General features: G+C 65.6%; 14 protein-coding genes. 2 read left to right on the plus strand and 12 right to left on the minus strand.

Features of this window, described 5'->3' with window-relative positions:
• Positions 1 to 3: 3 nt before the first annotated feature.
• The gene (gene argG / locus HNE04_RS16990; RefSeq protein ID WP_172221601.1) at positions 4 to 1,338 is read left to right on the plus strand and encodes an argininosuccinate synthase; all 1,335 of its coding nucleotides are present in this window, start codon (positions 4 to 6) and stop codon (positions 1,336 to 1,338) included.
• Between the two features lie 179 nt (positions 1,339 to 1,517).
• A complete protein-coding gene (locus tag HNE04_RS16995) occupies positions 1,518 to 2,273 on the plus strand; it encodes a polysaccharide deacetylase family protein (RefSeq protein ID WP_172221603.1) in 756 nt (251 codons plus the stop codon).
• On the opposite strand, the gene HNE04_RS17000 is transcribed toward HNE04_RS16995, so the two are convergent.
• The 12 genes from HNE04_RS17000 to HNE04_RS17055 form a co-directional block, all read right to left on the minus strand.
• On the minus strand, positions 2,264 to 4,141 hold the full coding sequence (locus HNE04_RS17000; protein WP_172221606.1) for a potassium transporter Kup: 1,878 nt from the start codon (positions 4,139 to 4,141) through the stop codon (positions 2,264 to 2,266). The genes HNE04_RS16995 and HNE04_RS17000 overlap by 10 nt on opposite strands.
• A 71-nt stretch (positions 4,142 to 4,212) precedes the next feature.
• Positions 4,213 to 4,899 carry a response regulator gene (locus HNE04_RS17005; RefSeq protein ID WP_172221609.1) on the minus strand — a complete coding sequence of 229 codons (687 nt, stop codon included), beginning with the start codon at positions 4,897 to 4,899 and terminating at the stop codon, positions 4,213 to 4,215.
• Positions 4,896 to 6,377: an ATP-binding protein gene (locus tag HNE04_RS17010; protein ID WP_172221612.1), complete on the minus strand. Its 1,482-nt coding sequence runs from the start codon at positions 6,375 to 6,377 to the stop codon at positions 4,896 to 4,898. Before HNE04_RS17010 ends, HNE04_RS17005 begins: the two co-directional genes overlap by 4 nt.
• A 37-nt stretch (positions 6,378 to 6,414) precedes the next feature.
• Positions 6,415 to 7,332: a sugar phosphate isomerase/epimerase family protein gene (locus HNE04_RS17015; RefSeq protein ID WP_172221615.1), complete on the minus strand. Its 918-nt coding sequence runs from the start codon at positions 7,330 to 7,332 to the stop codon at positions 6,415 to 6,417.
• On the minus strand, positions 7,329 to 8,264 hold the full coding sequence (locus HNE04_RS17020; RefSeq protein WP_172221618.1) for a VOC family protein: 936 nt from the start codon (positions 8,262 to 8,264) through the stop codon (positions 7,329 to 7,331). Before HNE04_RS17020 ends, HNE04_RS17015 begins: the two co-directional genes overlap by 4 nt.
• Before the next feature lie 17 nt (positions 8,265 to 8,281).
• Positions 8,282 to 9,124, minus strand: a complete 843-nt coding sequence (locus HNE04_RS17025) for a shikimate dehydrogenase family protein (RefSeq protein WP_172221621.1) — start codon at positions 9,122 to 9,124, stop codon at positions 8,282 to 8,284.
• A gap of 28 nt (positions 9,125 to 9,152) precedes the next feature.
• Complete coding sequence (locus HNE04_RS17030) at positions 9,153 to 10,151, minus strand: TRAP transporter substrate-binding protein (protein ID WP_172221624.1); 999 nt, start codon at positions 10,149 to 10,151, stop codon at positions 9,153 to 9,155.
• A gap of 34 nt (positions 10,152 to 10,185) precedes the next feature.
• Positions 10,186 to 11,466 (minus strand): TRAP transporter large permease subunit, encoded by a 1,281-nt coding sequence (locus HNE04_RS17035; protein WP_172221627.1) that lies wholly within the window; start codon positions 11,464 to 11,466, stop codon positions 10,186 to 10,188.
• Positions 11,463 to 12,020, minus strand: a complete 558-nt coding sequence (locus HNE04_RS17040) for a TRAP transporter small permease (protein WP_172221629.1) — start codon at positions 12,018 to 12,020, stop codon at positions 11,463 to 11,465. Before HNE04_RS17040 ends, HNE04_RS17035 begins: the two co-directional genes overlap by 4 nt.
• Positions 12,021 to 12,110: 90 nt before the next feature.
• Positions 12,111 to 12,791, minus strand: a complete 681-nt coding sequence (locus HNE04_RS17045; RefSeq protein WP_172221632.1) for a TetR/AcrR family transcriptional regulator — start codon at positions 12,789 to 12,791, stop codon at positions 12,111 to 12,113.
• Positions 12,792 to 12,845: 54 nt separating this feature from the next.
• Positions 12,846 to 13,292 carry a type II 3-dehydroquinate dehydratase gene (locus HNE04_RS17050; RefSeq protein WP_172221635.1) on the minus strand — a complete coding sequence of 149 codons (447 nt, stop codon included), beginning with the start codon at positions 13,290 to 13,292 and terminating at the stop codon, positions 12,846 to 12,848.
• Positions 13,289 to 14,296 carry a TRAP transporter substrate-binding protein gene (locus tag HNE04_RS17055; protein WP_328700351.1) on the minus strand — a complete coding sequence of 336 codons (1,008 nt, stop codon included), beginning with the start codon at positions 14,294 to 14,296 and terminating at the stop codon, positions 13,289 to 13,291. The genes HNE04_RS17050 and HNE04_RS17055 overlap by 4 nt, the downstream gene beginning before the upstream one ends.
• Positions 14,297 to 14,390 lie beyond the last annotated feature (94 nt).

Consider the following 14,390-nt stretch of genomic DNA (forward strand, 5'->3'; position numbering starts at 1 on the left):
GCCATGAGCACCATCCTCGAGCACCTTCCCACCGGCCAGAAAGTCGGCATCGCTTTTTCCGGCGGCCTGGACACCAGCGCCGCGCTGCACTGGATGCGCCTGAAGGGCGCCATCCCCTACGCCTACACCGCCAACCTGGGCCAGCCCGACGAGCCGGACTACGACGAGATCCCGCGCAAGGCCATGCAGTACGGCGCCGAGAAGGCGCGCCTCGTCGACTGCCGCCTGCAACTGGCGCATGAAGGTATCGCGGCGCTGCAAGCCGGCGCCTTCCACATCTCCACCGCGGGCGCGACCTACTTCAACACCACGCCACTGGGCCGCGCCGTGACCGGCACCATGCTGGTGGCCGCCATGAAGGAAGACGACGTCCACATCTGGGGCGACGGCAGCACCTTCAAGGGCAACGACATCGAGCGCTTCTACCGCTACGGCCTGCTCACCAACCCCAACCTGCGCATCTACAAGCCCTGGCTGGACCAGCTGTTCATCGACGAGCTGGGCGGCCGCTCCGAGATGTCGGCGTTCATGACTAAAGCGGGCTTCGGCTACAAGATGTCGGCCGAGAAGGCCTACTCCACCGACTCCAACATGCTGGGCGCCACGCATGAAGCCAAGGACCTGGAACACCTGAACAGCGGCATCAAGATCGTCAACCCGATCATGGGCGTGGCCTTCTGGAAGGACGAAGTCGCCGTGAAGGCCGAGGAAGTCACCGTGCGCTTCGAGGAAGGCCAGCCGGTCGCGCTGAACGGCAAGACCTTCGCCGACCCGGTCGAGCTGATCCTGGAAGCCAACCGCATCGGCGGGCGCCACGGCCTGGGCATGAGCGACCAGATCGAGAACCGCATCATCGAGGCCAAGAGCCGCGGCATCTACGAGGCCCCGGGCCTGGCGCTGCTGTTCATCGCCTACGAGCGGCTGGTGACCGGCATCCATAACGAGGACACCATCGAGCAGTACCGCGACAACGGCCGCAAGCTGGGGCGCCTCTTGTACCAGGGCCGCTGGTTCGACCCGCAGGCCATCATGCTGCGCGAATCGGCCCAGCGCTGGGTCGCGCGCGCCGTCACCGGCGAAGTCACGGTCGAACTGCGCCGCGGCAACGACTACTCGCTGCTCAACACCGAGTCCCCCAACCTCACCTACAAGCCGGAGCGGCTGACCATGGAAAAGGGCGAGTCGAGCTTCTCACCGAAAGACCGCATCGGCCAGCTCACCATGCGCAATCTCGACATCGTGGACACGCGCGAGAAGCTGGGTATCTATACCAAGGCTGGGTTGCTCTCCGTCGGCGGCGGGGCGGCGTTGCCGAGCCTGGGTAACGACAAGGACTAGTACCCGGTTGGCTAACGGGCCGTCATCCCGGGCTTGACCCGGGATCCATGAGGAATCGAGCCATACGACATACGCCTGACCATTCGCTCCAGCCGACGCACTACGGCCTGCGGCGTTCGCACGACCACTCGTCGGCATCTCATGATGGAGCAGGCCGCGAGAGGTCTCTCATCCGAGCTTTGATCCTGGGCTTCGCGATCGCGGCGCCGCTGGCGCTGATCGTTCTCTGGCCGCATGCGCCGCTGGCCGGCGCGGGACTGGTGGCACTGTCGCACATGCTGCTGCTCTATCCCACGCTGCGGCCGAACGTGCAGTGGCTCGGGCCCGTGATCACGCACTTCGCGACGTCGCGCAACGAAGTGTGGCTGACCATCGATGACGGTCCGACGGACGACACGCGCGCGGTGCTGGACCTGTTCGACCGGCACGACGTCAAAGCCACGTTCTTCGTGAAGGGCGTCCTGGCCGAACAGCACATCGACGTCGTTCAGGAGATGCTGACGCGCGGCCACACGGTGGCCAATCACACGCACGCGCATCCGTCGGGCAGTTTCTGGTGCTCGCCGCCGGGACGCGTGGCCAGCGAGATCGACGCCTGCAACCGCGCCATCGCCACGGCCGCGGGCACGGCGCCGCGCTGGTTCCGCGCGCCGGTGGGGATGAAGAACTTCACCGTGCACCCGACCCTCGCCCGACGCGGCATGCGCCTCATCGGCTGGACCGCGCGCGGCTTCGACGCCGTGCGATCCGACCCCCGGGAAATCCTCGCGCGCATCCTCCCCCACCTCTGCCCCGGCGCGATCATCGTCCTCCACCAGGGCCGCGAGCACTCGTTGCGCGTGCTGGAGTACGTGATCATTGCGCTGAAAGAGCGCGGGTACGCGTTGGTGATTCCGGAAGACGCGCAGCTCCAAACGAGGGCGGCTCAGATCTGAATCCGCGTTCCCAACTCGATGACGCAGTTGTTCGGAAGCCGCAGGAAGTCCGCGATATTGCCTGCGTTCCGGGACATGAAGGCGAACAGCCCTTCCCGCCAATCCGCCATCCCCGCCCCCTTCGTCGGCACAACGATTTCACGGCTGAGGAAATACGAGGTTTCGAACAGGTTGATGGGAAGCGTGTGCGAACTGCATTGTTCCAGGGCCGCTGGAATATCGGGTGAGTCCTTGAAGCCGTAGTTGACCTGGATCCGCCAGAATCCTGCCGCCAAGGGCTCGACGGTTACGCGTTCGGCCGGCGAAATCCACGGTACGTCGTGAAATACCACGGTGAGTATCAGGTTGCGTTCGTGCAAGACCTGGTTGTGCTTCAGGTTGTGCATCAGGGCCTGCGGCACGGTATGGGGAGACGCGACTGCGTAAACAGCCGTTCTCGGAACGCGATGAACCGAGTTGGCGACGAGAGCCTCGACGAAAGGAACGAGCTCAGGGTCTCCCTGGCCGATGCTTTCAACAAGCAATTCGCGCCCGCGTCTCCAGCTTGCCATGATGGAAAAAACCAGGATGCCCAGCACCAGCGGGAACCAGCCGCCCTGCATGAACTTCAGGGAACAGGCAATGACCAGGAGCAGGTCGAGCGCCAGGAAGACGCTCGTTGCCCCAATCGCCAACGGCAGCGGATACTTCCAGGCGTGCCGGACCACAAAAAAGGTCAGCAGCGTTGTCGTGAACATGGTGACGGTGACGGCAAGGCCATAGGCCGATGCAAGGGCGGATGAGCTGCCGAACCCCACGACGGCCAGCAAGACGGCGGCCAACAGTGTCCAGTTGACCAGCGGCATGTAGATCTGGCCTATTTCCTTGGCCGATGTGTACAGGACGTGCATTCGCGGCAAAAGCCCCAGTTGTATCGCCTGCTTGGTCATCGAAAAGGCGCCCGTGATGACGGCCTGCGATGCGATCACCGTGGCCACCGTCGCCAGTACGACCGCAGGAATGAGCCAGGCCGACGGGAACAGTCGAAAGAATGGATTGGCCAGCGCCGTCGGGTCACGCATCAGGAGCGCCCCTTGCCCCATGTAGTTCAGCGCCAGCGAGGGCAGGACCAGCCCGGCCCAGGCAAGCTGTATGGGGCGTTTGCCGAAGTGACCCAGGTCGGCATACAGCGCTTCCGCCCCGGTGACGGCCAGGACGATGGCGCCCAGGACCACGAACATGTGCCAGCCCTGCGCGCTCATGAAAGACAGTGCTTGCAGCGGGTCAAGGGCCGCCAGGATGGCCGGCTGCTGCGCGATTTCGACGATGCCGGTCACTGCAAGCACGGCGAACCACATCGCTATAACCGGTCCGAACAGCTTGCCCACCAGCCCCGTGCCGAATCGCTGCACGGCGAAAAGGCCGATGAGGACCGCGATCGAAATAGGCAATACGTAGGGCTTGAATGCGGGCGTGGCCACCTCCAGTCCCTCCACGGCGCTGAGTACGGATATCGCGGGGGTGATGATGCTGTCGCCGTAGAACAGCGCGGCGCCGAAAACACCCACCAGAAGCAAGGCGATCCGCCGACGCCGCGTGGTCCCGGCCGCCTTGGCGGCCAGCGCGGTCAAGGCCATGATTCCTCCCTCACCGCGGTTGTCGGCGCGAAGGATCAACAGAACATATTTCAGCGTGACCACCATCATCAGCCCCCAGAAGATGACGGACACCGCGCCTATGAGGTGCTGGGCATCGAGGGGAATCCCGGTGTGGGGGCTGAAAACCTCCTTCATGGTGTAGAGCGGGCTCGTCCCTATGTCTCCATAGACGACCCCCAGGGCACCCAGCGTGAGTGCCGCGCGGGTTTCCCCGCCGGAAGAATTTGTCATTGCTTTTCACTGACAGATGAACACGAACGCAGTCTGCCCGTGGACGCATCAGGAAAGCATAAGGACGCCCATCAATCGGCTGCAAGCCGGTAGCCGACACCCGCCTCGGTCAGCAGGTGGCGTGGCTCGGCAGGGTCGCGCTCGATCTTGGCCCTGAGCTGGCCCATGTAGAGCCGCAGGTAGTGCGTGTGGTCGGAGAAATCGGGCCCCCACACGTCTGTCAGCAACTGGCGGTGTGTCACGACCCGGCCGGCGTTGCGCACCAGCCGCGCCAGTAGTTTGAATTCCGTAGGGGTCAGGTGCAGGGGCACGCCATCGAGCTGCACCAGCCGCAAGTTGAGGTCGATCCGCAGACCATCGAGTTCGTGGATGGTGAGCGCCGGGGAGATTGCGGTGCCCCGGTGCCGCAGCGCTACCCTGATCCGTGCCAGCAGTTCGCCGACGCTGAATGGTTTGATCAGGTAGTCGTCGGCGCCGGCGTCCAGAAGCTGGATCTTCTGCGACTCCTGGTGACGGGCCGAGACCACCAGGATGGGAAGTGAATGGTGCTTGCGCACCTCATGCACGAGCTCGATGCCGTCGCCATCCGGCAATCCCAGGTCGAGCACCACGACATCCGGCAGCAGGTTGTGCAAGAGCGCCTTGGCCTCGCTGACCGACACGGCGGTCGCGACCTGGAAGCCCTCGACGGCGAGTGAGGACTGCATCATCGACCGTATCTCGCGGTCATCCTCTACAACGAGGACACGCAAAGTCATGGCAGTTCTTGGGGAGGTGCCGGGTCCAGTGGCAGGGTCAGCATGAAGCTGCTTCCCCCGCCCTTGCGACATGCTACCGTCAAAGTGCCGCCGTGGGCATCCGCGATAGCACGGCACACGGCCAGGCCGAGGCCGGCTCCCCGCGTGCCGGAGTAGTCGTTGCGCCGATAGGGCTCGAAAATCCTCAGCTCTTCGCCTTTGGCGATGCCAGGCCCGCGGTCCTTGACACAGACATGCAGCTCGTGCCCGCTCCGGCACACCTCCAGCTCGATGGAGTCGGTGCTGTACTTCAAGGCGTTGTCCAGCAGATTTTCCAGCAGCTGCGCCAGCATCACGGGGTCGGCCAGTATCAAAGGCAACTGGGCCGGCACCTTGGACTTGATGCGCCGGGCAGGGTCCCGCTGCCGGACCCTGGCAAGCACCGCCCCCACGATTTCTTCCATGGATTCCCAATCGCGGTTGAGCACGCCGGCGTTACCCAGGCGCACCAGTTGAAGGGTGTTTTCGGTGAGGGTGGAGAGGTAGATCGCTTCGCTGAGAATGCTGCCCACAAGGCGCTCCTGCTCCGCCGGGTTGAGTTTGTCCCGCTGCGTCTGCAGCGATGACGCGGCGCCCACGATGGCCGCCAGGGGCGTGCGCAAATCATGGGAAATTGCTGCCAGGAAAGTGCTTTGAATATGGTGGCGCTGGGATTCTTCCTGGGCCGCCTGCATGGATAGAGTCAACTGCAGGCGCAAAAGTGCCTGTGCTATCAGCGTGCAAAGGGCCTGGGCGTGTTCGCGGCCGCTGTGGTCCGCCGCCGATATGTTCTGGACACAAACGGCCCCGTGCATCTTCCCCTTGTAGCCGAGCGGCAGGTACCAGGCATTGAGTCCCGGCCAGCGGCCGGTCCCGGGGCCCAGCGTGGCGGCCTCCCGCATGCAACACAGCATCCCGTCGCGCAGCCCGGCTGGCGAGTCGACCTCGCCTTGCCGGTTGAAGCCGGCGATCACGCACGGGCCGGAAAAAGCGGCGTCGAATGCCTCGCGTCCCGTTGCCAGGACGACCTCGGGGTCTGAAACGTCGGCGAGATTCGTCGCCAGCGCCTGGAGCTGGCGCGCCCGTTCTTCGTTCAGGTGAGCAGCTGCCGTCTCGCGCCGCAGGGCTGCAGCCAGGTGGCTGATGACCAGGGCCACTGTCAACATGGCGAAGAGGGAAATCAGGTGTTCCTGGCTTTCGACCTCGAAGGTCCACCGCGGCGGCACGAAGAAAAAGTTGAGAGCCGTCACCGCGCCGAAGGCGGACACCAAGGATGGCACCCTGGGCAGGCTGTAGGCCGCTATGACCACCGCCAGGACATAGAACATGGCCTGGCTGGTCAGTGATACATGGCCCTCGAAAAGAAACCCCACGCCTGTGGCTGCCGCGAGCAGCAACAGCACCATGGCCCAATCGCGCGCGGTCGGCGTCGTTGTCCTCTCGGAGACGTTGGTGCTCATGGGACGGCAGCGTATCACCGCCCGTGTCAGGATTGCGTTAGGAAATCTGGGACGGCCGGCGCAGCCGAAGCTGGTTGGGCAGCGGCACCGAGCGGCGCAGCACGTCCTCGGCCAGCCACAGCGCCGAGCGGCGGGCGCGCTGCGCCACCATCGGCAACGGCATCTGCACGTAGTCGTCGTTGAAAACTTCGAAGCTGTAGTCGCCCGCATAGCCCAGCGCGTCCAGCTTGGCCATCATTTCCACCAGCTGCTGCGTGTGAACGCCCTCGCCGGGGAACACGCGGAAGGTGCGCGCGGTGGCCATCCGCTCCTCGAAGGTGCGGGTCTCCTGCCACATGAAGTCCGACAACTGCACCAGGAAGATCTTCGCCGGATCCAGCTCGGCGATGGCAGCCAGCGGGGTCTTGGCCGCCAGGATATGGAACGAATCCAGGCCGACGCCGAGGTTGGGGCTGTCGGCGCGGCAGACGGCGTCCCAGGCGGTCGTGAACTCGTTGACCGTGCGGCCCCACGACAGCCCCTCGTACGCGATGCGGATGCCGTAAGGCACCGCCAGCATGGCGAGCTTGCGCAGGTCGCGCGCGATCACGTCCAGGTCGGCGCTGGCATGGGTGGACGTCGAGGAACAGGCCAGCAGCACGTCGCAGCCCAGGGCCGCGCACATTTCCAGCATGGTCTTGGCGATGTCGACCTTGTAGCGGTGCAGGTGCCCGCTCAATCCCTCGAAATCGCGCAGCACCTGGAAGCCGGTGCCGCGCAGGCCGCTGGCGCGCACTGCCCGCACGGCGGCCTTCCAACCCTGCGGGTGCCCCACCAGGTCATTGGCTTTGAGCATCACCTGGCTGAAGCCGGCCTCCTGCATGGCATCGAGCTTGGCCTCGAGCGGACCGGCCAGCGTGATGGTGTCCATGCCGAAGCCGAACAGGGCGTCGTGATGGCCGGCGGTACCGTTCATGCGGCTTCCTGCGCGGCGGCACCGCCGCTGTGCACCAGCTCGAACACGACGCTGCCCAGGTAGGTCTTGGTGATGGCCCCGCGCCGCTCGGTGTGGGCTGCCTCGGTCTCGACGAATTCGACGCCGCGCGCACGCAGCGCCCGCACGGCGGCCAGCACGTCAGGAACGCCCAGGCCGATGCGCTGCAGGTGCTCGCGGGACTCCTCCAACGCGTCCAGCTCCGGCTCGACGAGCTGCAGCATGAACGAGTTGGCGGGCGCCAGGGCCGGCGCCCGCAGCAGCTTGCCCGAGGGCATGATGCCGAAGCGCTGCGCGTCCGGAATGGTCTCGGTGCCGAACAGCTCGGAATAGAACTCGATCCAGTCGTAGCTGCGCGCCAGGCCGATGTACTGGACGATGCCGAAGAAATGGATGCCCGCGACGGCAGGCGGCGCCGGGTCCACCGACGGGATGGGGATGAAGTCCACGTCGTAGATCGAGAACTCGCGGTAGCGGTCGACGAAATAGATGCGGCTGCCGCCCACGCCATGGATCGCGGGAATGTTCAGCTCCATCGGCTCGGGATGCGCCGGCACTTCCCAGCCGCCCCGCTCCAGCACGTAGCGCCAGGCGGCGCGCGCGTCGCGCACGCGCAGCGCGATCGCGCTGATCACGGGGGCCTCGTCGGGGGCCGGCGCATCCTCGCCGCTCACCGGATGCGCGTTCACCACGATGTTGAGCGAACCCTGGCGGTACAGCAGCACCTCGCGCGAGCGGTGCCGCGCCACCGGCCGGAACCCCATCATCTCCAGCACATGGCCCAGCGCCTGCGGCTTGGAGGTGGCGTACTCGACGAACTCGACGCCGTCCAGGCCCAGCGGGTTGGCCTCGTCGCTGAACGAGGCCTGCATCGGCTCTCGCGCGTGTTCGGGATGAAGCAGCAGGTCGCTCATTCGAGTCGCCTTCTTTTTCAGTACTGCAGGCGGGCCACCGAGCGCAGCGCCTCGGGGGTGGTCGTCGGGAATCCGAAGAATTCGAGGTAGGGCGGGATCATCTCGAACAGCATGTCGGTGCCGACCTGTACCGGGCAGCCGCGCGCCTTCGCGGCCTGCAGGAACGCCGTGGTCTCGGTCTTCATCACCACCTCGCCGACCCAGGTGCGCGAGTCCAGCCGCGACACGTCCACCGGTAGCGGATCGCCGGGATTCATGCCCAGCGGCGTGGCGTTGACCACCAGGTCGAACTCCGCCGGATCGTTGTGGCCGCAGCTCACGGCCACCGCCGGATAGTGCGTGCCCAGACGCCCGGCCAGGCCCTCGGCCGCGCCGGGCTGCACGTCGTACACGGAGATCTCGGCCACGCCCGCGCCGGCGAGCGACGCCGCGATGGCGCAGCCCACGCCGCCGCAGCCGACCACCAGCGCCCGCGCGCCCGCCAGCCGCAGGCCCTTGCGCTTGAGGCCGCGCACGAAGCCTTCGCCGTCGAACTGCTCGCCGCTGAGCCGGCCGTCGGGCAGGCGCTTGACCGCGTTGCACGCGCCCGCGACCTTCACGGTGGGCGTGGCTTCATCGAGCAGTTCCACCACGCTCACCTTGTGCGGCATGGTGATCAGCGCCCCGCGCATGTTCTCCAGCGTGAACAGCCCGCGCAGGACCTGCGCGAAAGACTCGGGCCGGGACGCCATCGGCACCACCACCGCGTTCACGCCGATCGACGCGAAATAGGGGTTGTAGATCATCGGCGCCTTGAACGAATGCGTCGGGAAGCCGAGGTGGGCGATCAGCTCGGTCTGGCCGTCGATCTGCGGGGACATCTTGTTCACGGTCAGGCGGCGGCCCTGCTCACTTGCGCAGCTTGTCCAGCTCGGCCATCATCGAATTTACCGTGGCCTCGCCGACGCTGGCCGAGTGCTTGGCGATCACCGGCTTCATCCTGTCGCGCAGCTTGCCGAATTCCGCGGCGGGCAGCTCGGTCACCTGCATGCCGCTCTTCTTGAGGCTTTCCAGGATGGTGCCGGCCGCGGCGCGCGACTGCTCGCGCTCGTACTTCGCCGATTCGGTGGCCGCGTCCTGCACGATCTTCTTCTCGTCGGCCGACAGCGTGTCCCAGAACTTCTTGCTGATCACGACGGACTGCGGGTTGTACTGGTGATTCGTCAGCGTCATGTACTTCTGAACCTCGTAGAGCTTGGCGCCCTGGATGGTCGCGACCGGGTTCTCCTGTCCGTCCACGGCCTTCTGCTCCAGCGCGGCGTACAGCTCGGGAAAGGGCAGCGGCGTCGGGTTGGCGCCCAGCGCGCTCACCCAGTCCACGTTGATGGGGTTGGGGATGACGCGCAGCTTGAGGCCGGCGATGTCCTCCACCTTGGCGATGGGGCGCTTGCTGTTGGTGATGTTGCGGAAACCCAGCTCGTAGTAGGCCAGGCCCACCATGCCCTTGTCTTCCAGCTTGGCGTGCAGGGCCTTACCGAACGGACCGTCCACCACCGCGTCCGCCTCCTTGGGGTTGGCGAAGAGGAAGGGGAAGTCGTAGATGGCGAAGTCCTTCACCACGCTGGCGAAGATGCCGGAGTTCATGGACGCCATCTCCAGCGCGCCGCCCTGCAGCGCCGACATGTTGGCCTGGTCGCTGCCCAGCGCGCCGCCCGGGAATACGGTGACCTTGAGCTTGCCGCCGGAGCGGGATTCGACCAGTTCGGCGAACTTCTCCATCCCGTTCACGATCGGGTGGCCCTTGGCGTTCTGGTTCGCGAACTTGATGGTCCTGGTCTGGGCGTGGGCGAGGCCGAACGAGGCCAGCACGGCAGCGGCGAGCAGCGTCTTGAGGAATTGTCTTTTCATGGTCTTGTCTCCAGTGGGTAAGTTGGATCGGCGATCAGCCGTACAGCCAGCGGGCGGGCACGGTGACCAGGGAGGGAAAGAGCACCATCAGGAACATCATCGTGAACTGGGCCAGCATGAACGGCCAGACGCCCTTGGTCACCTCGTCCATGCTCATCTTGCCGACGCCGGCCACGGTGCTGAGGATGGTGCCGACCGGCGGGGTGATCAGCCCAATCGAGTTGTTGATCATGAACAGCACGCCGAAATAGACCGGATCGATGCCGGCGGCCTTCACCAGCGGCATCAGCACCGGCGTGAGGATCAGGATGGTCGGCGTCATGTCCATGGCGGTGCCCACCACCATGGTCAGCAGCATGATGGCGAACATCAGCAGTTTCGGCTGGTCCAGCAGCGGTTGCAGCAGCTTCACCACCTCGGCGGGAAGGTTGGCCACCGTGATCATCCAGGCCGAGACCATCGCCGCGGCCACCAGGAACATGATCACCGCCGTGGTCTGCGCCGCTGCCAGGAACAGCCCGTAGAGTTGGGAGAGTTTCAGCTCGCGGTAGATCACCATCGAGACGAACAGCGCATAGACCGCGGCGACCACGGCCGCTTCTGTGGGCGTGAAGACGCCGAACTTCAGCCCGACGATCACGATCAGCGGCAGGCCCAGCGCGAAGGTCGCGTCCTTGAAGGCCGCGATGACGTCGCCCCGGGTCGCGCGCGGCGGCGGCTCGGTCCGTTCCTTGCGCACCAGGAACCACCACGTCACCCACAGCGAGGCGCCCAGCAGGATGCCGGGGAAGATGCCGGCGATGAAGAGCTTGGAGATGGACACGTTGGCCGCGACCCCGAACACGACGAAGCCGATGCTGGGCGGGATGATGGGGCCCATCACCGCGGCGGACGCCAGCAGGCCCGCCGAGCGCGCCTTGTCGTAGCCGGCCTTGTTCATCATCGGCAGCAGCAGAGCGGCCAGCGCCGCGGCGTCGGCCACGGCCGATCCGGACAGCGCCGACATGAGGGCCGCCGCGATGATCGCGACGTAGCCCAGGCCGCCGCGCACATGCCCGACCAGCGTCATCGCCAGGTGGACGATGCGGCGCGAGAGCCCGCCGGTGTTCATGATCTCGCCGGCCAGCATGAAGAAGGGCACGGCCAGCAGCGGGAAGCTGTTGGCGCCTTCGAGCGTGTTCTGCGCCAGGATTTGCGCGTCGAACATGTTCATGTGCCACATCAGCGCGGCGCCGCACGCCAGCAGCGCGAAGGCAATCGGCACGCCCAGCGCCATGGCGCCCAGCAGCGAACCCAGGAAGATGGTGATGGTCATGCGCGCCCTGCTTTCTGGAGGGCCGCGGCCTCGGCGGCGGCCACGTCTTCCTCGGATTCGACGATGCCGATCAGCTGGTCATCGGCGAGCTGCCCGGAAACCAGCTTCCAGAAGTCGTGCGCGATGATCAGCCCGCCGAGCACGGCGAAGACCAGGCCGCTGGCAAAGAACCAGGCCATCGAGGCCTCCATCACCGCGCTGGTGGTGCCGGTGTTGATGACAGCCTGCTGCCAGCCGCCCTTGGCCATCAGCCAGCACATGTAGAGCATGATCAGGTGCGTCGCGCCCAGGCAGATCTTCTTGCCCCGCACCGGCAGGCGCGACACCAGCGTGTCGGTGCCCAGGTGGCCGTGCGATCGCAGGGCGACGACGGCGCCCAGGAAGGTCATCCACACGAAAAGCCAGCGCGACAGTTCTTCCGAGACGGTGATGCCCGAGTTGAAGCCGTAGCGCAGCACGACGTTGCCGAACACCATGACGACCATCAATCCCAGGCACACGACCATCAGGACCGAGAAAAGTCGGCAGATGCCGTCGATCAGTTTTTGCAGCACGCTGTCTCCTTGCCCCGTATTTTGTACGGACTGGTTAGTTTTATTTCCAGGGAAAACCCGAGGTTGTCCCGGTTCCACGCGCCGCGCGGATCAGATCTTGCGGACGAAGCGCGCGATCATCTCGACCACGTTGTCGCGCCGGTGCGTGATGTAGGCCCGCGACTTCATGTCGATCTTGAAGATGAGCCCGAAGGTGTGGGCGTTGGAGACGTTGAAGAAACTCAACGCGGAGATCGACGCGTGGATGTCCACCGGGTCCAGGCCCTTGCGGAAGGCGCCGCTTGCGATGCCGCGCTTGTAGAGGTTGCCGATCGCCTCGATCGCCGGCACGTTCAGTTCCTGGATGCGCTGGCTCTGCGCCAGGTACTGGCCGCGGTTGATGTTCTCCGACATCACGAGGCGGATGTAGCTCTCGTGGGCCAGGTGATGGTCGAAGGTGAAGGCGACCAGGCGGCGCAGCGCCTGCTCCGGCTCCAGGTCCTGCAGGTGCAGCTCGGACTCGATGTCGCGCACGCGCCGGTACGCCTCTTCGAGCACGGCCAGGTAGAGCCCTTCCTTGCTGCCGAAGTAGTAGTAGATCATCCGCTTGCTGGTGCGGGTCGCGGCGGCGATCTCGTCGATGCGCGCGCCGGCCAGCCCCTTCTCGCCGAACTCGGCCTCCGCCACTTCGAGGATGTTCGCCTGGGTCCGCTCCGGGTCGTTGGTGCGCCCGGTCTCCTTGCGCGCCGGCGCCGCGCCGCGCGCCCGTTTCGCGTGTACTAGTTCGTTCATTCATGAAGTATAGAGGGCGGCGCCCGGCCGGCGCAACCGCCCTTCAAACCGCACTTAGCCTGCGGCCGCTTGCTGCGCGAGCGCCACGATGCCGCGCAGACCGAGCAGATACGACAGCGGCCCCAGGCCCTGCAGCGTGCCCTTCACCGCCGGCGAAATGATCGAATGGCTGCGCCAGGGCTCCCGGGCCGCGATGTTGGACATGTGGACTTCGAGCACCGGGAACGGCATGGCCTTGATCGCGTCGTGCAGCGGCACGCCGTGCTGCGTCAGCCCCGCCGGGTTCACCAGCGCGCCCGCCGCGCTGTCGATGTTCCGGTGCAGGAAGTCGATCAGGTCGCCTTCATGGTTGGACTGCAGCGTTTCGAGTTCGACCCCGAGTTCCGCGGCCAGCGCGGCCAGCTGGCCGTCGATCTCCGCCAGCGTGGTCGTGCCGTAGATGTGGGGCTCCCTGCGGCCGAACAGGTTGAGGTTCGGCCCGTGCAATACCAGGATTTTCATTTGCGGATCCGGGCCAACTCGTCGTTGTACAGCTTGACCACGGCGGGGTCGTAGCTGGCGGCGAACTTGTCGGTCACCGGCTTGGCGATCTCGCGCATGCGGCCCTGCTCGGCCGGCGATACTTCGTTGAACTGCATGCCCTTGGCCTGCAGTTCGGCAACGGCCTTCTGCGCGGCGGCGCGGCTGGCCTGGCGCTGGTAGGCGCGCGACTCGTTGGCGGCCTCGTGCATCATCCGCTGCTCCGCGGGCGAAAGGCGGTCCCAGAAGCGCTTGCTGACCAGCATGATGTTGGCGGCGTACACGTGGTTGGTGGCGCTCACGTGCTTCTGCACTTCGAAGAACTTGTTCGAGAGGATCACCGAGAAAGGGTTCTCCTGGCCGTCGACAGCCTTGGACTCCAGTGCGCCGTACAACTCGGCAAACGGCATCGGCACCGGGTTGGCCTTGAACGCCTTGAAGGTTTCCAGGAACACCGGGTTGGGGATGACGCGGATCTTCAGGCCGTCCAGGTCCTCGGCCTTCGTGATCGCGCGCTTGCTGTTGGTGACGTTGCGAAAGCCCAGGTCCCAGTAGCCCAGGGCCACCAGCCCCTTTTCCGGCAGCCTGGCGATCAGCGCCTGGCCCAGCGGCCCGTCCAGCAGCGCATCGGCCTGCGCGAAATTCGCGACCGAGAACGGGAAGTCGACCAGGCCGAATTCCTTCACGATGCCGGCCAGCGACGTGGTCGCCGGCGCCGACATTTCCTGCACGCCGCCCTGCAGCGCGGACTGCTGCTGCTGCTCGTTGCCCAATTGGTTGGACGGGAACTCCTGCACTTTCAGCTTGCCGCCGCTCTTGGCGGCCAACAGCTCGGCGAAGCGCTTGACGCCCATGCTGACGGGATGGTCGGTGTTGTTGAGGTGGCCGAACTTGATGACGCGTTCCTGGACGTCCTGCGCCGGGGCGGCAACGGCCGCCAAAGCCAAGGCGGTGCCGAGCAGGGCGCCGCGAAAGAGGGTCTTCACTGGATGTCTCCTTGGATGGAAGCGCGATCCCACCATGGAGTCGCGGCTGGGGCATCATAGGAAGCCGGTCAGAACACCATTCCACGACGGAACT

This window comes from Caenimonas soli (genome assembly GCF_013155545.1).
GTDB classification, from domain to species: Bacteria; Pseudomonadota; Gammaproteobacteria; order Burkholderiales; family Burkholderiaceae_C; genus Ramlibacter; species Ramlibacter soli.

Bases quoted from the DNA above. Each gene is read 5' to 3' on its own strand.
- argG (WP_172221601.1), top strand. From the start codon at position 4: ATGAGCACCATCCTCGAGCACCTTCCCACCGGCCAGAAAGTCGGCATC.
- HNE04_RS17000 (WP_172221606.1), bottom strand. From the start codon at position 4,141: ATGACAAATTCTTCCGGCGGGGAAACCCGCGCGGCACTCACGCTGGGT.
- HNE04_RS17005 (WP_172221609.1), bottom strand. From the start codon at position 4,899: ATGACTTTGCGTGTCCTCGTTGTAGAGGATGACCGCGAGATACGGTCG.
- HNE04_RS17010 (WP_172221612.1), bottom strand. From the start codon at position 6,377: ATGAGCACCAACGTCTCCGAGAGGACAACGACGCCGACCGCGCGCGAT.
- HNE04_RS17015 (WP_172221615.1), bottom strand. From the start codon at position 7,332: ATGAACGGTACCGCCGGCCATCACGACGCCCTGTTCGGCTTCGGCATG.
- HNE04_RS17020 (WP_172221618.1), bottom strand. From the start codon at position 8,264: ATGAGCGACCTGCTGCTTCATCCCGAACACGCGCGAGAGCCGATGCAG.
- HNE04_RS17025 (WP_172221621.1), bottom strand. From the start codon at position 9,124: ATGTCCCCGCAGATCGACGGCCAGACCGAGCTGATCGCCCACCTCGGC.
- HNE04_RS17030 (WP_172221624.1), bottom strand. From the start codon at position 10,151: ATGAAAAGACAATTCCTCAAGACGCTGCTCGCCGCTGCCGTGCTGGCC.
- HNE04_RS17035 (WP_172221627.1), bottom strand. From the start codon at position 11,466: ATGACCATCACCATCTTCCTGGGTTCGCTGCTGGGCGCCATGGCGCTG.
- HNE04_RS17045 (WP_172221632.1), bottom strand. From the start codon at position 12,791: ATGAACGAACTAGTACACGCGAAACGGGCGCGCGGCGCGGCGCCGGCG.
- HNE04_RS17050 (WP_172221635.1), bottom strand. From the start codon at position 13,292: ATGAAAATCCTGGTATTGCACGGGCCGAACCTCAACCTGTTCGGCCGC.